Annotated in this window: 17 protein-coding genes and 1 pseudogene; 11 read left to right on the plus strand and 7 right to left on the minus strand. The window is 71.2% G+C overall.

The features are described from left to right. Nucleotides 1-134 precede the first annotated feature (134 nt). Together SMA5143A_RS25575 and SMA5143A_RS25580 are read left to right on the plus strand one after the other, a co-directional pair. Nucleotides 135-1,016, plus strand: coding sequence for a VOC family protein (locus SMA5143A_RS25575; protein ID WP_107465196.1), 882 nt, complete (start codon nt 135-137; stop codon nt 1,014-1,016). Nucleotides 1,017-1,319: 303 nt separating this feature from the next. Further along, on the plus strand, nt 1,320-3,665 hold the full coding sequence (locus tag SMA5143A_RS25580; protein ID WP_107465197.1) for an outer membrane protein assembly factor BamB family protein: 2,346 nt from the start codon (nt 1,320-1,322) through the stop codon (nt 3,663-3,665). A gap of 54 nt (nt 3,666-3,719) precedes the next feature. On the opposite strand, the gene SMA5143A_RS25585 is transcribed toward SMA5143A_RS25580, so the two are convergent. Further along, entirely contained in the window at nt 3,720-4,616 is an 897-nt protein-coding gene (locus SMA5143A_RS25585; protein WP_181362010.1) for a helix-turn-helix transcriptional regulator, read from the minus strand. 102 nt (nt 4,617-4,718) lie between these two features. On the opposite strand from SMA5143A_RS25585, the gene SMA5143A_RS25590 reads away from it, so the two are divergent. Further along, the gene (locus SMA5143A_RS25590; protein WP_107465198.1) at nt 4,719-5,414 is read left to right on the plus strand and encodes an SDR family NAD(P)-dependent oxidoreductase; all 696 of its coding nucleotides are present in this window, start codon (nt 4,719-4,721) and stop codon (nt 5,412-5,414) included. Nucleotides 5,415-5,475: 61 nt separating this feature from the next. On the opposite strand, the gene SMA5143A_RS25595 is transcribed toward SMA5143A_RS25590, so the two are convergent. Both SMA5143A_RS25595 and SMA5143A_RS25600 read right to left on the minus strand, forming a co-directional pair. Next, entirely contained in the window at nt 5,476-5,664 is a 189-nt protein-coding gene (locus SMA5143A_RS25595; RefSeq protein WP_146193951.1) for a hypothetical protein, read from the minus strand. A gap of 229 nt (nt 5,665-5,893) precedes the next feature. Continuing rightward, nucleotides 5,894-6,352: an ATP-binding protein gene (locus tag SMA5143A_RS25600; protein WP_107465200.1), complete on the minus strand. Its 459-nt coding sequence runs from the start codon at nt 6,350-6,352 to the stop codon at nt 5,894-5,896. A gap of 207 nt (nt 6,353-6,559) precedes the next feature. Between SMA5143A_RS25600 and SMA5143A_RS25605 the strand changes: the two genes are divergently transcribed. The 3 genes and pseudogenes from SMA5143A_RS25605 (at nt 6,560) to SMA5143A_RS25615 (ending at nt 9,360) form a co-directional block, all read left to right on the plus strand. Next, complete coding sequence (locus SMA5143A_RS25605) at nt 6,560-7,405, plus strand: helix-turn-helix domain-containing protein (protein WP_107465201.1); 846 nt, start codon at nt 6,560-6,562, stop codon at nt 7,403-7,405. Further along, nucleotides 7,402-7,617 (plus strand): DUF397 domain-containing protein, encoded by a 216-nt coding sequence (locus tag SMA5143A_RS25610; RefSeq protein ID WP_107465202.1) that lies wholly within the window; start codon nt 7,402-7,404, stop codon nt 7,615-7,617. Before SMA5143A_RS25605 ends, SMA5143A_RS25610 begins: the two co-directional genes overlap by 4 nt. Nucleotides 7,618-7,826: 209 nt before the next feature. Beyond that, nucleotides 7,827-9,360: pseudogene (locus tag SMA5143A_RS25615) on the plus strand (alpha/beta hydrolase). Nucleotides 9,361-9,406: 46 nt separating this feature from the next. Here the strand turns inward: SMA5143A_RS25615 and SMA5143A_RS25620 are convergent. Next, complete coding sequence (locus SMA5143A_RS25620) at nt 9,407-9,772, minus strand: VOC family protein (RefSeq protein WP_107465203.1); 366 nt, start codon at nt 9,770-9,772, stop codon at nt 9,407-9,409. 93 nt (nt 9,773-9,865) lie between these two features. Between SMA5143A_RS25620 and SMA5143A_RS25625 the strand changes: the two genes are divergently transcribed. From SMA5143A_RS25625 to SMA5143A_RS25645, 5 genes are all read left to right on the plus strand, one after another. After that, the gene (locus SMA5143A_RS25625) at nt 9,866-10,879 is read left to right on the plus strand and encodes a helix-turn-helix transcriptional regulator (protein ID WP_107465204.1); all 1,014 of its coding nucleotides are present in this window, start codon (nt 9,866-9,868) and stop codon (nt 10,877-10,879) included. Nucleotides 10,880-10,943: 64 nt separating this feature from the next. Then, nucleotides 10,944-11,684: a class I SAM-dependent methyltransferase gene (locus tag SMA5143A_RS25630; RefSeq protein ID WP_107465205.1), complete on the plus strand. Its 741-nt coding sequence runs from the start codon at nt 10,944-10,946 to the stop codon at nt 11,682-11,684. A gap of 204 nt (nt 11,685-11,888) precedes the next feature. Then, nucleotides 11,889-14,411, plus strand: coding sequence for a glycoside hydrolase family 32 protein (locus tag SMA5143A_RS25635; protein ID WP_107465206.1), 2,523 nt, complete (start codon nt 11,889-11,891; stop codon nt 14,409-14,411). A gap of 217 nt (nt 14,412-14,628) precedes the next feature. Continuing rightward, nucleotides 14,629-16,257, plus strand: coding sequence for an IS200/IS605 family accessory protein TnpB-related protein (locus SMA5143A_RS25640; RefSeq protein WP_107465207.1), 1,629 nt, complete (start codon nt 14,629-14,631; stop codon nt 16,255-16,257). Between the two features lie 14 nt (nt 16,258-16,271). Beyond that, nucleotides 16,272-16,790, plus strand: coding sequence for a hypothetical protein (locus tag SMA5143A_RS25645; RefSeq protein ID WP_107465208.1), 519 nt, complete (start codon nt 16,272-16,274; stop codon nt 16,788-16,790). Between the two features lie 40 nt (nt 16,791-16,830). On the opposite strand, the gene SMA5143A_RS25650 is transcribed toward SMA5143A_RS25645, so the two are convergent. From SMA5143A_RS25650 to SMA5143A_RS25660, 3 genes are read right to left on the minus strand one after another with little or no spacing between them, the layout of a single operon-like run. Further along, nucleotides 16,831-17,610 carry an enoyl-CoA hydratase/isomerase family protein gene (locus SMA5143A_RS25650; RefSeq protein ID WP_107465209.1) on the minus strand — a complete coding sequence of 260 codons (780 nt, stop codon included), beginning with the start codon at nt 17,608-17,610 and terminating at the stop codon, nt 16,831-16,833. Continuing rightward, the gene (locus tag SMA5143A_RS25655; RefSeq protein ID WP_107465210.1) at nt 17,607-18,023 is read right to left on the minus strand and encodes a Zn-ribbon domain-containing OB-fold protein; all 417 of its coding nucleotides are present in this window, start codon (nt 18,021-18,023) and stop codon (nt 17,607-17,609) included. Before SMA5143A_RS25655 ends, SMA5143A_RS25650 begins: the two co-directional genes overlap by 4 nt. Before the next feature lie 42 nt (nt 18,024-18,065). Continuing rightward, complete coding sequence (locus SMA5143A_RS25660) at nt 18,066-19,214, minus strand: lipid-transfer protein (protein ID WP_055539631.1); 1,149 nt, start codon at nt 19,212-19,214, stop codon at nt 18,066-18,068. Nucleotides 19,215-19,311 lie beyond the last annotated feature (97 nt).

Here is a 19,311-nt window from a genome sequence, read left to right on the forward strand (position 1 = left end):
CGGGGCGGGCGGGTACGAGGGGCGAGTGGGTGCGCCGGGGCTGCCGGGTGCGCCGGGGCGGGCCCCGCGCCGCCGGCCACCCGCACGCACCCGCTCCGCGCGCGGGGGGCGTGGGGCGCCGTTAGCTTGGCGGTATGTACCCCGAGGGCGTTCCGTGCTGGATCGATGTGCAGCTTCCCGACGTGGAGGCCGGGAAGCGTTTCTACGGCGAGCTCTTCGGGTGGACGTTCAAGGTGGCTCCCGGCGACGGGGCGCACGAGGTCTGGGCGTACCTCCCAGAGGCGTCCCCCACCTCGTCCGACGCCCCCTCGGACATCGCCCAGGGCGCCCCCTCGGACGTCCCCCTCGCCCCCGTCGCCGCGCTCGTGCCCAAGCCCGACGGGCGGATGCCCACCGTGTGGACGCCGCACTTCGCGACGCCGGACGCGGTGGCGCTCACCGCGCGGCTGAGGGCGGCCGGCGGACAGGTGATCACGACGCCGACCCCGGTCGGGGACCTGGGGGTCGCGGCGCTGGCCACGGACCCCGAGGGGGCCGTGTTCGGGCTGTGGCAGGCGGGCACGCACCCGGGGTTCGGGCGGCGGCACGAGCCGGGGACCTTCGCCTGGGCGGAGTTGTACACGCGGGACACCAAGGCGGCCAACACCTTCTACGCGCACCTCTTCCACGACGCGCTCTTCGGGCCCGACGCCGACCCCGACTTCGGGCGGGCCGCCGTCACCGAGGTGTTCCCCGCCGAGATGCCGCCGCACTTCCTCGTCCACTTCGGTACGGAGGACCGCGAGGCCGCCCTGGGTGTGGTCACCCGGCTCGGCGGGCGGGTCCAGGTGCCGCCGTTCGATACGTCGTACGGAAATGTGGCGGTCGTCACGGACAATCAAGGCGCGTCGTTCGCGCTGCTCCAGCGGAGGGCCGGGGACGACTGGCGGGAGGCACCGCAGGAGGAGGGCCAGAAGGAGCAGCTCCCTGACGATCTGCGGCTGGAAGGGGACGAAAACCGCGAAGACGAAGGCTGAGGGGCTGTCGCGCCAACGTCGTACGGGTAGGTCTTGGGGAGTGCCGTGGGGGCGGGTGAGGGGGTTGTGCGCCGGTGGTACGCCCCCGCTCGCGGTGTTCCATCATGCGGGCCCCCGCTTCCCACGGAGCGGACGACGTGATTTTGTCCTGAGACACCCCGTTCCGCCCCCGGGTTCGCAACCTGCCCCCGGTACAGGAAGAATCGGGGTGCGTGCCGCCAGGGCGGTGCGGTGGTGAGACGCTGCACGGGGTCGCGCACACAACGTGGGTGACGCGGGCCGTACGGGGAGGTGGCAGGGCAAGTGGATCAGCTGACGCAGCACGATCCGCGGCGGATCGGGCCGTTCGAGGTGCTGGGACGGCTGGGTGCCGGCGGCATGGGGCTGGTCTATCTGGCGCGCTCGGCGTCGGGTCGGCGCGTGGCGATCAAGACCGTGCGGACGGAACTCGCGGAGGACCAGCTCTTCCGGGTGCGGTTCACGCGCGAGGTCGAGGCGGCCCGCGCGGTGTCCGGCTTCTACACGGCGGCCGTGGTCGACGCCGACCCGCGGGCCGCCGTGCCGTGGCTGGCGACCGCGTACGTCCCCGCGCCCTCGCTGGAAGAGATAGTGAACGACTGCGGACCGATGCCGGTCCAGGCCGTCCGCTGGCTCGCCGCGGGCGTCGCCGAGGCCCTCCAGTCGATCCACGGCGCCGGTCTCGTCCACCGCGACCTCAAGCCGTCGAACGTCCTCGTCGTCGAGGACGGGCCCCGCGTGATCGACTTCGGTATCGCCTCCGGCGTCTCGAACACCCGTTTGACGATGACGAACGTCGCCGTCGGCACGCCCGCGTACATGTCCCCCGAGCAGGCGAAGGACTCGCGCAGCGTCACCGGCGCCAGCGACGTCTTCTCGCTCGGGTCGATGCTCGTCTTCGCGGCCACCGGGCACGCGCCCTTCCACGGCGCGAACCCCGTCGAGACCGTCTTCATGCTGCTGCGTGAGGGCCCCGACCTGTCCGGGCTCCCGGACGATCTGCGGCCCCTCATCGAGTCCTGTATGCAGATGGACCCGACCGCCCGGCCGGGCCCGGCCGACCTCCAGGCGCAGCTCGCCCCCCATCTCTTCGGCTCCGGGTCCGACGACAGCGGTACGGCGTCGGCGTGGCTGCCCGAGAAGGCCGTCGGCCTCATCGAGTCCCGCCGTGGCGGGCGCCCGTCCCCCAAGCCGGGCCAGACCTCCGGCGGCCGCAGCGGCGGGGGCCGGCCCACGGCCCCGGCCCCCGTGCCGCCCCCGCCCTCGTACGACCCGGCGCCCGTCCCGGTCGGCGCCCCCGACACCGGGCCGGTACGGCTGGCCGGCGCGCAGGTGCCCATCGGGCCCGGTCCGCGGGTCGCCGACGCCCGCGCCGCCGCCGTGAAGGCACCCCCGCCCGAGGCGGGTCTCGCCGCGTCCTGGTCGCGCCCCCGCGCCGGGGTGAACGGCGCCGACCCGGCGCCCGCCGTGACCGCCCACCCCGCGCACGAGCCGGCCGCCTCCGGCTGGCGCCCCTGGCGTTTCCGCATGTCGAACGATGTGTGGGGCACCCCGTCCGTCGCAGGCGACCTCGTCTACGTCACCTCCTTCGAGGTGCACGCCCTGGACGTGGCCACCGGGCGGCGCCGCTTCAAGACCCGTGACGTCGCCTGGTCGATGGCGGTCGCGGACGGCCGTATCCACGCCTCCGACGGCCCCACGCTCTTCGCGCTCGACGCACGGGAGGGCGCCGACCTGTGGCGGCTGTCCACCGACGCGTGGGTGTACTCGCTGAAGGCCGACCGGGGCACCGTCGTCACCGCCACGCGGGGCGGCGGCGTCCAGGGCTGGGAGGCGTCCAACGGGCACAAGCTCTGGGAGATCACCGGCACCCAGACCGACTTCGAGTCCCCCGAGGCCGGGCCGCTCGTCCACGACGGCACGGTCTACGTCTGGAAGGACGCCCGGCTGCGTGCCCTGGAGGCCCGTACGGGTGAGGAGCGCTGGTCGTACCCCATCGGCGACGCGGCGTCCTGCGGCGGTGTCCCCGTCCGGCTGACCCCGGCGGCGGACGGCTATGTGTACGTCTCCGCGGGCAGCCGGGTCCTCGCCATCGACGTGGCGAGCGGCCATGTCCGCTGGCACTTCGAGGCACCGGCGGTGTTCCTGTCCGCGCCGACGTTCGCGCCGGGCCCCGCCGTCACGGGTGGCGGCGTCTACCTCGCCGACTACCTCGGCACGGTCTACGCCCTCGACGCGACCGACGGCCGCGACCGCTGGCGCATCGCGACGGAGTCCCGCTCCTCCCTGGAGCCGGTCCTGGTGGCCGCCGGGCATGTCCACGTCGGCAGCGGCAAGGGGCTCTACACCCTCGACGCGGTCACGGGCACACCCAAGTGGCGCTTCCAGGCGGGCGGCGAGATCGTCGGCGCCCCGTCGGTGGCGGAGGGCCGTATCCACTTCGGCTCCACCGACCACCTCCTCTACACGCTGAAGGCGGACGACGGACGCCTGCGGTGGAAGCTCGCGACGGGCGGGGAGATCACCGGCTCCCCGGTGGTCAAGGACGGCGTGGTGTACGCGTGCAGCAAGGACCGCTGCGTGTACGCGCTGGACGCGGAGAAGGGGACGGGGACGGCCCGCACGAGCTGAGGGCGGGCGTCGGGCCTGGGGCTACGGCGTGGAGTGCGGGTCGGCCTGCTGGGACTACGGCGTGGAGTGCAGGCCGGGTGCCGGGGGCAGGGGGCCGTCGGTGCGGAGGCCGTTCGTGACGCGCAGGAACTCCAGTTTCTCCGCGTCGGCGGAACCCGCGGCCACCGTGTAGACGACGAGGCGGACGTCGCAGCCCGGGACGGTGAGGACGTCGCAGTCGCACGTCACCTCGCCGACCTGGGGGTGCACGACGGTCTTGCGGGCCGAGACGTGCGGGCCGACCGCTCCCTCGTCCCACAGCCGGGTGAACTCCGCGCTGGCGGACCGCAGTTCCTCGACGAGGTCGTTGAGGCCGCGGTCGCGGGGGTGGCCGACGAGGGCCGTGCGCAGATCGGCGACGAGGGCGGTCTTCAAGGTGTCGCCGTCCTGGAGCACGGGCCAGGCGGCGAGGCTTCCGGCCCCCGCGGCGAACACCGACCGCACCAGGTTCCGCTCGCGGTGCGTCCGCATGCCGGGGTCGCCCATCAGCACGGCCCACGCGGGAGTCCACGACAGCAGGGTCCAGTCGGCACTGAACACACCCACCGGGAACTCCCCGAGGCGCGCCAGCATCCGTTGGACCCCCGCCGGGACGTGCGTGGAGACCGTCCCCTCCTGGGGCGGGAGGAGGCCCGCCAACCGGTACGCGTGATCGCGCTCGACGGGTTGCAGTTGCAGCGCCCTGGCCAGGCTCGCGACGACCTGCGCCGAAGGGCTCGTGGCGCGGCCCTGCTCCAGCCGCACCACGTAGTCGACCGACAGTCCCGCGAGTTCGGCGAGTTCCTCGCGCCGCAACCCCACCGCACGTCGTCCGGGCCGCGCGGTCCGCCCGACGTCGAGAGGGGAAAGCCGGTCGCGCCAGCGGCGCAAGGCCGTGCCCAAGGTCTCGGCCGTGCCCAGGGTCTCGTCCACCCACCCATTGTGTCCGCCGACCGGACGTCGTGCCTGGTACCAGCAGTCCTACCGTCGCGGAGGGCACTGGTTGTCCTCTCGGCACGCGCCGAGGGTGGACGCATGACGACAACCTTCATCACCGGAGCCAACAAGTCCCTCGGGTACGAGACCGCCCGCCGCCTGATCCAGACCGGTCACACCGTCCTCGTCGGCGCCCGTGACCCGCAGCGCGGCCGGCGGGCCGCCGACGCCCTCGGTGCCCGTTTCGTCCAGATCGACGTGACGGACGACGCGTCGGTGGCCGCCGCAGCCGAGGACATCGAGGCGCGCGAGGGCGGCATCGACGTCCTGATCAACAACGCGGGTGTCTTCGGGCCGCACCTCCCCGCCGACCAGCTCACCGCCGCCGACGCGAGCACCGTCTTCGACGTCAACGTCCTCGGGATCGTCCGCGTGACGCACGCGTTCCTGCCGCTGCTGCGCAAGTCCGCGAACCCCGTCATCGTCAACGTGTCCAGCGGCATGGGCTCGTTCGCGCTGACCCACGACCCCGAGCGCGCCGAGGGCCGCAACCTCGCGCCGCTCTACACGGCGTCGAAGGCCGCGGTGACCATGCTGACCACGCAGTACGCGAAGTCCTGGCCGGACATGAAGGTCAACGCGGCCGACCCCGGCTACACCGCGACCGACTTCAACGGCCACAGCGGCCCCCAGACGGTGACCGAGGGCACGGACGCGATCGTGGAACTCGCGACGATCGGCGCGGACGGCCCGACCGGAACGTTCCGCGACCGGCACGGGGTGCTGGCCTGGTGAACCAGCGCCCACCCCTGGCGTCGGCGGCCCGCGCGTCCGCCGCCGACGCGCCGCCACCGGTTCATCGCCGGGGACGCGCGGCTCTCGTGGCCTCGCGGTGGCGGTCGCCCAGCAGAGCCGAGTGGTAGCAGTGGCGTGCCGGGACCCGACAGCCGTCGTCGCAGACGAGGACGTGGTCGAGCCACGCGTGGAACGTGGCCCTGACCGGGTCCGGCTGCTCGGGCCGCGCCCCCGGCGCTGCCTCCCTCATGCCCATCTCGGCCGCTCCTCTCTCAAGTAGGCCGCGACGTACGGCCGTACGAGCTCCCGCTCCGCGTGCACAGGCTCCTCGGTGCGCACATTCCTATGGGGACGCGCCCGCTCCCAGCACGGTTCGCGCGGGAGCATCGGCAACCACCGGCCGTGCGTGGCCCGATGCCGCTCCGAGCGCGCGGCCCAGCGGCGCCACCGGGCGCGTTCGGGGCTGAGCGGCGGCAGGGCTACTGGTCGCACCCGGACTCACCGGACTCGCCGGACTCGCCGGGCACGAGGAAGTAGGCCCACGCGGACTTGGTGAACGGCCGGGCCTCGCATCCCCACCGCTCCGCCAACGCGGCGACGAGCACGAGCCCGAGCCCGCCGTCGCCCTCCGGGCCGTGTTCCGTACGAGGCGCCGGGAGCCGCCCCCGGTCAGGGTCCGCCACCTCGACGAGCAGGCCGCAGCCCCGGATCGAGAGGGTCACCTCGATCTCGGCGAGGGGCACCTGGCAGTGCCGTACGGCGTTGGAGACGAGCTCGGTGGCGACGGTGGCGATGTCGTCGGCGAGTTCCCCACCGACCGCCCAGTCCTTGAGGATCCGCCGCACCTCGGCCCGAGCCTCGGGGACGTGCCGTCTGCGCTTGGGGATGCGGAAGGAGTCACGGCGCGGGTGGGAGGGGCGAGGGGAGAGTGCGGGCATGGCGAGGAGACCCCCTGACGTGCAGTCAAGTCACGCGCTGTAGCGGCGCGTACTCATGAGGCTAGAGCTCAAATCTCGTTGACCACAAGCAGAACGGTCTCATATATGTCAGATTCCCTCCTTGGTGATGACGCCCCCTAGAGTGGAGCGAGCCGGTACCAGTTCTCGCAGGAGAGGGGAAGCAATGCCCGCAGGGGACGGCCGACCGTGCGCAGTAGGCGACTTGGTGCTGCACTGAAGAGGTATCGGAAGGCCGCCAAGATCGACCAGGCCTATGCGGCAGGCGTGCTCGGTGTGGATCAGGCGCGGGTCAGCCGTATAGAGAGCGGGCATGTGACGGCGCGCATCCTGGAGATCCGGGTACTGCTGGATGCTTACGGCGTGAGTGATCCCGAAGTCCTCCGCAAACTGGAGGACTTGGCGAAGCGGTCCAACCGGCGTGGCTGGTGGCTCGAACATGCGGAGCGCTTGCGGCCCGACTACCTCGATCACATCTCCCTGGAAGACGACGCGACCTATATCCGAGTGTGGGCACAAGCACTGGTGCCGGGCCTGCTGCAAACACCCGCGTATGCGGAGTCCGTCATCAAGTCCAGCCCGAGTTACGTAGCCCCGGAACGCGTAGGGCAGATGGTCAAGGTGCGCGAGGTGCGGCAGGCGAAGATCGAGGAGGGCGGGGCGGCGTACACGGCCATCCTCTGGGAACCCGTGATCATCCACTCTCTGGTGCGTGCCGAGATCCACCGATCGCAGCTGGAACGGATTCTTGAGGTGGGGGAGAGGCCGAACGTGACGATTCAGGTGCTCCCCCTGAGCGCGGGCACCATGGCCGGCGAGATCTCCGCGTTCGCGTCCTTCAGCTTCGACGACGCGGCCGTCGTTGAGGCGGTGACGCTGGAGAACCTGCGAGGTACCTCGATTCTTGAGGCGCCCGAAGACCTCGCCGCTTACACCCTCGCCTTCGACCAACTACGATCGGCGGCGTTGGCACCTGACGCGAGCGCGCAGCTCATCAGGCGCGCACTACAGAGAAGCAAGGACGATGCGTCGTGACCGCTGAGTTGATAGGCCCCTTCCGGAAGTCGTCGTACTCCGGAGGACAGGGCGATTGCATCGAGGTCGCCCTTCTCTCCACCGGCGGCCGAGCCGTCCGTGACAGCAAGAACCCCCGGGGTCCCCTCCTTCACCTCACCCCTGACGGCTGGCGTGCCTTCCTCGACGGGGCCAAGAGCGGCGCGCTCAGCCGAGGGCTTTCCCGTGAATGAACTGGGGCGCCGTCCCTGAGCGCGGTGGTGTGGGCGGCTCAGGGAGCATCTGTCACACCGGCCCCTCCATCCACAGGCGGAGAGTCCCCCTCCATCCCCAGGAGGAGAAGCTCTGGCTGTGCGATGGATGCGTCCAACTCCTTTTCGCGGCAGGGTCGGCGCGTACCAACACGCCGACCCGGAGGACCGTCCCTGTGCGAAGAAGTCGAATGGCCCTCCTCCTGGCTGCCGGCGTCGTCGGCACCCTGGTTCCCGTGCTCGCCCCCACCACGGCGCCCGCCACGGGGGCTCGGCTCGGCTCGTACCTCCGGCAGAAGCCGGCCTGGCACCGTTGCGCCAAGGCGCGGCCGGCCGCCTTCCAGTGCGCCACGATCAGGGTTCCGCTCGACTACGGCCGCCCGGGCGGCAAGAAGCTCGACCTCGCCATATCGAGGGTCAAGGCGAGCACCAAGAGCGAGCGTCGCGGCGTGCTCCTGCTCAACCCGGGTGGCCCGGCCACCGAGGGCCTCGACATGTCGGGCGAACATGGCGAACATGCTGCCGAAGTCCGTGACGAGGAAGTACGACCTCGTGGGCTTCGACCCGCGGGGCGTCGGCCGGAGTTCCCCCGTCAGCTGTGGCCTGACGTCCAAGGAGCAGAACCGGGAGCGGCCCTACAAGGCCGAGACGTTCGCCAAGGACGTCAAGTGGGCCCGGACCGTCGCCGAGAAGTGCTACGCCAAGCAGGGCGACACGTTGCGGCACATCACCACCCGCAACACCGCCCGGGACATGGACGTGATCCGTGCCGTGCTCGGCGAGAAGAAGATCTCCTACTTCGGGATCTCGTACGGCACCTACCTCGGTGCCGTTTACACGCAGATGTTCCCCGAGCGTTCCGACCGCTTCGTGCTGGACAGCGCCGCGGACCCGGCCCGGGTCTGGCGCGGCACGTTCCGGCTCTTCGCGGAGGGCGCTGAGCCCGCCTTCACCAGGTGGACCCAGTGGACGGCCCAGCGGAACTCCCACTACAAGTTGGGGAGCACTCCCCAGGCGGTCCGCACGACGTTCTACGACCTGGTCGCCCGGGCCGACCGCAAGCCGATCCGCTTCGACGGCACCTCACTGACCGGCGCCGACATCCGCGCCCAGAGCCGCCTCGGGTTCTTCTACGTGCGCGACGCCGCCGAGCTGATCGCCAAGGTGAAGAAGGCCGCCGAGGGCAAAGCCCCGTCCGCCGGCCAGGACCTCAACCCACCTGAGCAGGCTCCGTCCTCGTTCGGCAGTGCCGTGCCCTCGGACAACGAAGAGGCTGCCTTCTGGTCCATCGTCTGCGCCGACACGCGCGACTGGCCGCGTGATCCGGAGCAGTACCGCCGTGACGCGATCCGGGACAAGGCCGCGTACCCGGTGTACGGCGACTTCGCGTCCAACATCAGGCCGTGCGCCTTCTGGAAGAAGGAAGGCAGCGAGCCCGCCACCAGGGTCGACAACAAGGTCGGCGCGCTGATCCTTCAGAACGAGTGGGATTCCCAGACGCCGTTGGCCAGCGGCCAGGGCATGCGCCGTGGCATGAAGGGGGCGAAGATGGTCACGGTCACCGGAGGCGTCGGACACGGCATCTACGGTTTCATGTCGTGCGCCGACAAGAAGGCCACGGCCTACCTGACCACCGGCAAGCTGCCGGCGAAGGACGTGACCTGCAAGGCCGCCACGGGGATACCCGAGCCCGAGCGCGCCCCCACGGCCCCCCTCGGCGGATGACGGCAGGCGCGACACCTGTAGTGCGCGCCCGCCGCATCGCGGCCGTTCAGTCCCGCAGCGCCACCCGGATACGGTTCCCGTCGGGATCGGCCGCGACGAAGGTCAGCCCGAACCCCGCGTCACGAGGCTCGGCCAGGATCGTGACCCCCTTGGAGTTCCACTGCTCGAAGATCGCGCTGACGTCGTCGGGTCCGCCGTCGACGGCCAGGCACACCTCGCTGGTGCGCGGGACCTCCGGTGACAGGTCCTCGACGTGGCCGGACCAGACGGCGAGGTCGGCGCCCGGCCCGAGGTCGAAGGTGATGTAGCCCGGCGTCTCGAACGAGGGGCTCATGCCGAGGAGGTCGCCGTAGAAGCGCGCTGCGGCGGGGGCGTCGTTCACGTAGACGATGGACACGACGGACGTGGTCATGGTGGTTCCTTCTCGTTGGTCGGAGGTACGCGTCCACCAGCCTGACCGGGATATGCGCCGTATCCTGTCGCAATTCCCTGGGAAAATCGGTGGGTGACCCCAGACCGCTTCTTCTCCCTGATGCTGCTCCTCGCATCGAGGGATGCCGTGACCACTCAGGAACTCGCCTCGGCGCTCGGGGTGTCCCTTCGCACCGTCACCCGGGACCTGAACTGGCTCCGTGACGCCGGTCTGCCGGTGACCGCGCACCGGGGCCGCCTCGGAGGCGTGACCATGCTGCCCGGGTCCGGCTTCGACCTCACGCGGCTCACCCCGGGCGAGCGCGATCATCTGTTGCTCACCGGGCTGGATGAGAGGCAACGTGCGGAGCTCGACGCCTCGGTCGAAAGCCGGCGCGCGCTCTCCAAGATCGCCGCCGCACAGTCACGTCGAGGTCAGGAGCTCCTGCCGCTCACCGACGTGGTGCACGTGGACAGCCGTCCCTGGCGTCAGGGACGAGCCTCCGACACGACTCCGGCTTCGCTGATCGGCGCGGTGCGGCGAGGTCACCGACTACGGATCGAGTACGACAGCCCGCGCCAGTCATGCCCACGCGGCCGGGTCGTGGATCCCTACGGACTGTTCGCCAAGGCCGGCATCTGGTACCTCGTCGCCGACCGTGCCCGAGAGCCACGGATGTACCGGCTCGAACGGATCACGGCGTGGAAGGAAGTCGACCAGCCGCGACGGATCCGCGAGAACCAGACCCTGGCCACCGTCGCCGCAGCGCTCGTCGATCAGTGGGAACACCACCACGTGGTAGAGGTCAGCGCCACCGTCGACCTGACCCAGATCGAGCGAGCGCGACGGATCTTCGGCCAACGACTCGTCCGGGACGACCATGAAGACGCGGCGGCCACCGCCCGGTCCGGCACCGCCCGGTCCGGCACCGGCCGGTCCGCCACCGGCCACAAGGTGACGATCCGCTTCCTGCGCCTGGAGGACGTGCGAGAACTCCTGCCGTTCGGGAGCACCATCACCGTGCACGGCCCCACCGAAGCCAGGGCTCACCTCAACGACCTCGCCACCGCCCTTGCCCGCCACTACGCGCCGTCACCAACGTCCTGACCGGCAAGCCGGCGGTGCCCGAATCCGGTTGACCGACCCCGGCACCCGGTGCTGGAGCCGGCGTGTGGACAGCATTCCCGCCAACCGGCGGCTCTGGAACCGGATCAGCGCCGACTACCAGCACCGGCACGACCCGCAGATCGGCGCCGCCCCCCGGCTGTGGGGCATGTACTCCGTCCCCGACGCGTACCTGGGCGCCCTGGGCGACGTCACCGGCAAGCGCGTCCTCGAACTCGGCTGCGGTGCCGGCCAGTGGTCCAGGGCGCTCGCCGCCGAGGACGCCACCGTGGTCGGACTCGACCTGTCCGAAGCCCAACTCGCCGCGGCGGCGGACGCGATGGGAGCGGCCCGTTACCCGCTGGTGCAGGGCGCCGCCGAACAACTCCCCTTCGCCGACGGCAGCTTCGACCTGGTGTTCTGCGACTTCGGTGGGCTCAGCTGGGCACCCCCGCACCTGGCCGTCCCGGAGGCCGCACGTGTCCTGGTCCGAGGCGGGCGCCTGGTGTTCAACGTCGCCAGCCCCTGGTTCGAAGCCTGCTACGACGAAGCCGCCAGCCGTGTCACCACGACGCTACAGAAGGACTACTTCGGGCTGAACGGCATCGACGAAGGCGACGGCGCGACCAGCTATCAGCTCACGTACGGCGACTGGGTGAGGGTGCTGCGCGGCGCGGGTCTCGTCATCGACGACCTCATCGAGCCGCGGCCCGAACCCGGAACACCCAACGGCTACAACGAGACGGACCCACCCGACTGGGCACACCGCTGGCCGGCGGAGCTGCTCTGGGTGACGCACAAACCGTAAACCGTGCCGGGCAATCCCGCGCGAACCATTGACGTGTTGGCCGGATGGCGCTCATCATCGGGCCACTCGATGTCAGCGTTGACATATGTCAACGCTGACACTCTCTGGTCGGCGGTGTGGACGACAGCGCGGGCCAGGGCGCCACATCGTCGGGTCACCCGCCGCAGGTCGTGCTGCGTGGGTGACCGCATCACAGGAGTCGCCATGAGCTCTGGACGTGTATCCCGGCCTGCCCGCGTGCGGACGATCGCGGCGGTGGCAGCCGTCTGCGCCCTGTCCGCGCCCCTGCTCGCCCCTCAGGCCGCCGCGGCCGACGCCCCGCCGTACTCCGAGACCTATCGTCCCCAGTTCCACTTCACTCCGCAGAAGAACTGGATGAACGACCCCAACGGCCTGGTGTACTACAAGGGCGAGTACCACCTCTTCTACCAGTACAACCCGAGCGGCGACTCCTGGGGCGACATGTCCTGGGGCCACGCCGTGAGCACGGATCTCGTGCACTGGAAGGAGCTGCCGCTCGCCCTGTCGCACGACGACAAGGAGATGGTGTTCTCCGGCGGCGCCGTCGTCGACACGAACAACACCACGGGGTTCGGCACCAAGAAGAACCCGCCCATGGTGGCGATCTACACCAGGCACGACAGAACCACCGGCGTACAGTCCCAGGCGCTCGCCTACAGCACCGACCGCGGCCGCACCTGGACCAAGTACCAGGGCAACCCCGTCATCGACATCGGCTCGCGCGACTTCCGCGACCCGAAGGTCCAGTGGTACGCGCCGACCAAGAGCTGGCTGATGACGGTGTCGCTGTCCGCCGAGCACAAGGTGCGGTTCTACTCCTCCAAGAACCTCAAGGACTGGACGCAGCTCAGCGAGTTCGGCCCGGCCGGCGCGACGGGCGGTGTGTGGGAGTGCCCCGACCTGTTCCCCCTCGCCGTCGACGGGGACACGAACAAGATCAAGTGGGTTCTGGTCGTCAACCTCAACCCCGGGGGTATCGCGGGCGGTTCGGCGGCCCAGTACTTCGTCGGCGACTTCGACGGCACGAAGTTCACCCCCGACGACGACGGCACCTACACCCCGCCCGCCGGGACGATCGTGCAGGACTTCGAGGGCCCCGGCTTCGGCTCGTGGACGGCCACCGGCACCGCGTTCGGGCCGGGACCGGCGGCCGGGACGCTCGACGGGCAGCAGACCGTCACCGGCTTCGACGGCGAGGGCCTCGCCAACAGCTTCCACTCCGGGGACGCCACCACCGGCACCCTCACCTCGCCCCCCTTCACCGTCGACAGCCCCTACCTGAACTTCAAGGTCGGCGGCGGCCGGCACCCGCACCAGCCCGGGAAGGTCCTCGCCGACTTCGAGGGCTCCACCTACGGCGACTGGACGGCGACCGGCGACGCCTTCGGCCCGGCACCGGCCACCGGCACGCTTCCCGGTCAGCAGCAGGTCTCCGGCTTCCAGGGCGGCGGCCTCGTCAACACCTTCCTGAACGGTGACTCCGGCACCGGCACCCTCACCTCGCCCGAGTTCACCCTCGACAAGCGGTACGTCAACTTCCTCATCGGCGGCGGCAACCACCCCGCCGGCTCCGCGAACCCCACCGCCCTCGAACTCCTCGTCGACGGCCAGGTCGTCCGCAGCGCCACCGGGAAGGACGCCGAGGCACTCGAAGCCGCCTCCTGGGACGTCCGGGACCTCGCCGGCAAGAAGGCGCGGATCAGGGTGGTCGACGACAACACGGGCGGCTGGGGCCACATCAACGCCGACCAGATCACGCTGTCCGACACCCGGGTCCGGCCCGGCTCCCAGGAGACCTCCGTCAACCTGATCGTCGACGGGCAGGTCGTCCGCAGCGCGACCGGCACCGACAGCGAGAAGCTGGACTGGGCCTCCTTCGACATGCGCCCCTACCTCGGCAAGAAGGCGCGGATCCAACTCGTCGACATGAACACCGGCGGCTGGGGCCACATCCTCGCCGACCGGTTCACCGCCGCCGACTCGCCCGCCCTCTCCACCCTGCGACGCGCCCACTGGGCCGACCACGGCCAGGACTACTACGCGGCCGTGTCCTGGGAGGACGCCCCGGGCGGCAAGCGGTACATGATCGGCTGGATGAGCAACTGGGACTACGCCGGTGCCGTCCCCACCTCCCCCTGGCGCGGAGCGCAGAGCATCCCCCGCCAGATGGCGCTGCGCACCGTCGACGGCCGGGTCCGGCTGACCAGCGAGCCGGTGAGCAGCGTGAAGTCCCTGCGGCAGGCCCCGGCGACCGCGACCCCGGGCACCGTGACGAACACGTCGAAGGCGTTGATCGGTCCCGCCGCGGACGGCAAGGCACTCGACATCGAGGCCACGTTCTCCGTCAAGGACGCCGCACGCTTCGGGCTCAAGGTGCGTACCGGCGCCGGGGGCGAGGAGACCGTCATCGGCTACGACACCACGACCCAGGAGCTGTACGTCGACCGCACCCGCTCCGGCGCCGTCGACTTCGGCGGCACCTTCCCCGGCATCCAGACCGCGCCCCTGAAGGCGGTGAACGGAAAGATCACACTGCGGGTCCTCGTCGACTGGTCGTCCGTCGAGGTCTTCGGCGGCGGCGAAGCGGTGATCACCGACCAGATCTTCCCCGACCCCGCGAGCCAAGGGGTCCAGGTCTTCGCCGAAAACGGCTCGGTGAAGCTGGACAAGGCCACGGTCTGGCACCTCGACCCCACCCACGACTGACGCGACGGCCCGGGTCCACGACCGGGCCCGCTGAGCCGCAGGGGCGGGGGGAGGCATGCCGCCCCTCCCCCTGGGGGCAATCGCCTGTCAGGGCTGCTTCCCATATGGCCTCACGGGTGTGAACGGAGGTTCCTCGGTCGAATGTGTGACCTTCGCCCGTGTGGGTCGTTGAGGAGCGTGGTGGGTTCGACGGGCGCGGACGGCGGGGTGATCGGGGTTGGGTGGGCTGCGGCAGCTGGCGGTGCCGTTCGTCGCCGTCGGCCCGTCTGGTGTGGCGGTCTGTGACCGGCTCAAGCACCTGACGGCGGAGGACGAGACCGTACTGCGCCTGGTCGGCGATCATCTGGGCAGTCTCGCCTCCCGGGATCTGAAGGTCCGGTGCGCGGTGGGGTTGGACCATGACGCCGAGGGGTGGGCCGCGCGTAAGCGGATGGTGACGGGGGTGTCGTCCTCCCGCTGGGCCGGCAGCATCACGAAGGCCACGCATGATCAGTGGGCGCTGGCCCGGCGGAGTCAGCTCGCACACATCCAGCAGTTGGAAGCGGGGGTGCGCATGATCGCCCACCGGCTGTCGCTTCCGGTGGGCGAGAAAGGCAGCAAGCACGCCCCGGGCGGCTATGCCAGCAGGCGGGAGTGGCATGCGAAGTCCCGTCGTCTGCACGTGCTCACCGACCGGCTCCAAGCCCTCCGGGCGGACTGGCAGGCCGGGCGGGTAGGTGTGGTGCGGGGCGGAAAGCGGCTGCTGAACACCCGCCACCACCTGGAGGCCGCCCGGCTCACCGAGGAGCAGTGGCGCACCCGGTGGCAGGCCGAGCGGCGTTTCCTGAAGGCTGACGGTGAGTCCGGCAAACGGTTCGGCAACGAGACCATCCGCGTCACCCCCGAGGGCGAGGTCTCCCTCAAACTCCCCGCCCCGCTTGCGTATCTGGCGAACGCCCCGCACGGCCGGTACGTGCTCACCGCCCGCGTGAGGTTCGCGCACCGGGGTGAGCAGTGGGCCGACCGCATCCACGCGAACCGGGCCGTGGCCTACCGCATCCACGAGGACCCCGCACGCGACCGCTGGTACCTCACCGCTTCCTGGACCACCCCCACAGTGCAGAGCGTGCCGCTGGCCGCAGTCCGCGCGGGCGGTCTGGTGGGGGTCGACACCAACGCCGACCACCTGGCCGCCTGGCGCCTGGACGCCCACGGCAACCCCGTAGGCGTACCGAGACGGTTCGGCTACGACCTATCCGGCAGCGCCGCCCACCGCGATGCCCAGATCCGGCACGCCCTGATCCGCCTGCTGCACTGGGCCCGCCGCCATCACCTCGCCATCGCCATCGAAGACCTCGACTTCACCGCCGAGACGACCCGCGAGAAACACGGCCGCCGCAAGAAGTTCCGCAGGCTCATCTCCGGCATGCCCGTGGCCAGGCTGCGGGCCCGGCTGGTGTCGATGGCCGCCGAACTCGGCATCCCCGTCGTCGCCGTCGACCCCGCCTACACCAGCCGCTGGGGCGCCCAGCACTGGCAACAACCCCTCACCAGCACAAACCGCAAGATCACCCGCCACGACGCGGCAGCCGTGGCGATCGGAAGGCGCGCCCTCGGGCACCCGGTCCGGCGACGGACGGCACCGCCCCCTGCTCACCGGAGCGATGAGCAGGGGCATCGGACCGTCCAGGCCCGACCAGGCGTCCCGGGGCGTGAGGGACCCCGCCCCCGCATCCCCGGACCACGGACACGATCCGTGCGTGCCGGACGCGGAGCGAACGCGGGCGACCAGGACACCCAACACCGTTCGGGGCGTCCGGCTGAGCATGAGTTCTGGCGACAGGACGCACGCCCGCTCAGTCTTTAGGAACGGTTGAACACGTGAAGTCCCGTCATATCCGTGCCGTCGCCGTCTTCGGTGTCGCCGTCATCGCCCTCACCGGAGCCCGCGGCTCCCACGGCGGCGGCTGCTCGGGCGGCTCGTCCTCGTCCAGCTCGTCCAGCTCCAGCGGCGGCTCCAGCAGCTCCGGTGGTTCCGACAGCAGTTCCTCGTCCACCTCGGGCGGCAGCAGCACCGTGGGGACCGGCGGCTCGTCGAGCTCCAAGCGCGGCGCCGCGAGGGATCTGAAGATCGAGACCTGCACCTACGACAACGGTCTCGTCTCCCGTGTCCGCGCCACCTACAGCAGCTCCACCGCCACGTACTCCTACACGTTCGACCTGGAGTTCACGGACGCGAGCGGCAGCGTGCTGCACACCGCCGAGGACAACCTCATCCCCTCGGTGCCGCCGGGCGAGTCCGCCACCATCGACGTGAAGGCGCCCGCCGGCGCGGTCGAGGACGGCGGTGCGAGCGGCGGCAGCTGCAAGCTGACCGACCTGGAGCGCTCCTCCTTCTGAGCCCCTCGTGAGCTCCTCCTTCTGAGCCCCGCGCCGGGGCTCACCGCACCCGGAACCCGCCCGGCCGGCGTCCGGCGAACAGCCGGGACTGCCGGTCGGCGGGCAGGTTGCCCAGCGAGATCAGGTGCGGCGCGTGCGTCAGGGCGTGCGTCCGCGCCGCCTCCTGGGCCGCCCAGCAGGCCCGCACCGTGCCCTGCACCGCCTGTGTCGGGTATCCGGCGACGACCTCCGCGCACCGCAGGGCCGCCGCCACCGCCTCACCCGGCTCCGTCACCTCCGACACCAGGCCCACCTCGTACGCCCGGCGCGCCGACATCCGCTCGGCGGTGCCCATCAGCGCCATGCGGGCCGCCTCCCCGAAAGGCATCCGCTGGGCCATGAGGATCGACTCGAAGGCGCTGACCATGCCGTACGTGGTGTGGGGGTCGAAGAACGTGGCCGTCGAGCCCGCGATCACGAACTCCGCCTCGCCCAGCAGATAGAAGGCGCCCCCGCAGGCCATGCCGTCGACGGCCGCGATCACCGGCTTCCAGAGGTCGTTCGCCTTCGGGCCGATCGAAAGCAGCGGATCGTCGATCGCGTAGGGGGAGCTGGGCTGCGGCACCTCGGCCGCCGTGTCGCGGTCGAGGCCCGTGCAGAACGCCCGCCCGCCCGCGCCGGTGACGACGACGGCCCGCACGGTGTCGTCGAACCGCAACTCCCGCCAGATCCGGCCCAGCCGCCCGGCCATGTCCGCGTCGATCGCGTTGAGCTTCTCCGGGCGGTCCAGGGTCAGCAGCGCGACACCCGTGTCCTTGTCGGTGGTCAGGCGTACGGTCACGGGCGCTCCAGAACCCACTGGGGCAGGCCCTGCGGGGTGAACACGGCCTGGACCCGCGCCCCGATGCGGATGCGGTCGGCGGGCACGGAGTCCAGACGGGCCCCGGCCTCGCTCACCAGGTTGCCGACGAGCCGGACGCGCGGGGCGTCGGCCAGCTCGACGAGGATCACGTTGTACGGGGCCTGCTCGGCGTAGTCCGGGAGCAGCGGTGGGTGCGGCAGCACGTACGACCAGATGCGGCCCCGGCCGCTCAGGGGTCGCCACTCGTGGTCGAAGGACCGGCAGTGCGGGCAGCAGGGCCGGGGCGGGAAGCGCGGCTCGCCGCAGTCGGCGCAGGTCTGGACCCGTAGTTCGCCCCGGGCGGCGTACTCCCAGAAGGGGGCGCCGTCGATGTCCACGACCGGTGTCAGCATGCCTTCGACTCCCTCGCTCGTCCCACGTCCTTGTCCGCGCGCTCAGTTGCGCAGCAGCAGGGCCGAGGTCGGTACGCCCTCGCCCGCCGTCACCAGGCAGGTCGCGGCGCCGGGCACCTGGGCGGTGCTCGTGCCGCGCAGCTGCCGTACGCCCTCGGTGATCAGGTTGAACCCGTGCACATACGCCTCGCTGAGGCCGCCCCCGGAGGTGTTGAGGGGGAGCCGGCCGCCGATCTCCAGGGCGCCGCCCTCCGTGAAGGCGCCGCCCTCGCCGCGGGCGCAGAAGCCGTAGCCCTCCAGGGAGAGGGGGATGAGGGCGGTGAAGGCGTCGTAGATCTGGGCGACGTCGATGTCGTCGGGGGTGAGGTCCGCGTGCTTCCACAGATGCCGGGCGGCGGTCCAGGCGGGCCCGGTCAGCGGGTCGTCGTTCCAGTAGTTGACCATGCCGTGGTGCTGGGCGGGCAGGCCCTGGGCGGCGGAGTGGACGTAGACGGGGGTCCGGCGGCAGTCGCGGGCGCGCTCGGCGGAGACGAGGACGCAGGCCAGCGCGCCGTCCGTCTCCAGGCAGTTGTCGAACAGGCACAGGGGCTCGCTGATCCACCGCGAGGTCATGTACATCTCGCGGGTCAGCGGGCGGTCGTACATGATCGCTGCCGGGTTCTGGTTGGCCCGGTTGCGGCAGGCCAGGGCGACGTTGAAGAGGTGGTCGCGGGTGGTGCCGTACTCGTGCATGTGGCGGCGGGCCAGCATGGCTATCTCGTCGGCGGGCCGCAGCAGACCGAAGGGTCTCGTCCACTGGGCGGGGGTGGGCAGTTGGACCGTGGTGTTCTTCCACGGGCGGGGGCCCGAGCCGCGTTTGCGGGACCGCCAGGCGACACCGACCGTGGCCTGACCGGAGGCGATCGCGGCGGCCAGGTGCGCGACCGTGGCGCACGAACCGCCGCCGCCGTAGCCGACCTTGCTGAAGAAGGTGAGGTCGCCGAGGCCGAGGGCCTTGGCCACCTCCACCTCGTCCGTCTCCTCCATCGTGTACGAGGCGAGCGCGTCGACCTCGTCCGGCGCGATCCCGGCGTCGTCGAGCGCCGCGAGGATCGCCCTGCACGCCAACGCCCGCTCCGTCTCGGGGAGTTGTTTGGCGAAGGGGGTCTGGCCGATGCCGACGATCGCTGTCGCGTCCTTGAGCACGGCCATGGGAGCCATGGGGCACACCTCCGCACCGGGGCGTCGCTCGCTGCTGACAGTCCGTCAGGGTACAGCTAATCTGACGGTCAGTCAGCTACTGGGATTC

Origin of the sequence: Streptomyces sp. MA5143a, assembly GCF_900290235.1 — a bacterium.
Lineage (GTDB): Bacteria > Actinomycetota > Actinomycetes > Streptomycetales > Streptomycetaceae > Streptomyces.

Coding starts and splice junctions, on each gene's coding strand:
- SMA5143A_RS25575 (WP_107465196.1), top strand. CDS start 135: ATGTACCCCGAGGGCGTTCCGTGCTGGATCGATGTGCAGCTTCCCGAC.
- SMA5143A_RS25590 (WP_107465198.1), top strand. CDS start 4,719: ATGACGACAACCTTCATCACCGGAGCCAACAAGTCCCTCGGGTACGAG.
- SMA5143A_RS25595 (WP_146193951.1), bottom strand. CDS start 5,664: ATGAGGGAGGCAGCGCCGGGGGCGCGGCCCGAGCAGCCGGACCCGGTC.
- SMA5143A_RS25600 (WP_107465200.1), bottom strand. CDS start 6,352: ATGCCCGCACTCTCCCCTCGCCCCTCCCACCCGCGCCGTGACTCCTTC.
- SMA5143A_RS25620 (WP_107465203.1), bottom strand. CDS start 9,772: ATGACCACGTCCGTCGTGTCCATCGTCTACGTGAACGACGCCCCCGCC.
- SMA5143A_RS25635 (WP_107465206.1), top strand. CDS start 11,889: ATGAGCTCTGGACGTGTATCCCGGCCTGCCCGCGTGCGGACGATCGCG.
- SMA5143A_RS25655 (WP_107465210.1), bottom strand. CDS start 18,023: ATGCTGACACCGGTCGTGGACATCGACGGCGCCCCCTTCTGGGAGTAC.
- SMA5143A_RS25660 (WP_055539631.1), bottom strand. CDS start 19,214: ATGGCCGTGCTCAAGGACGCGACAGCGATCGTCGGCATCGGCCAGACC.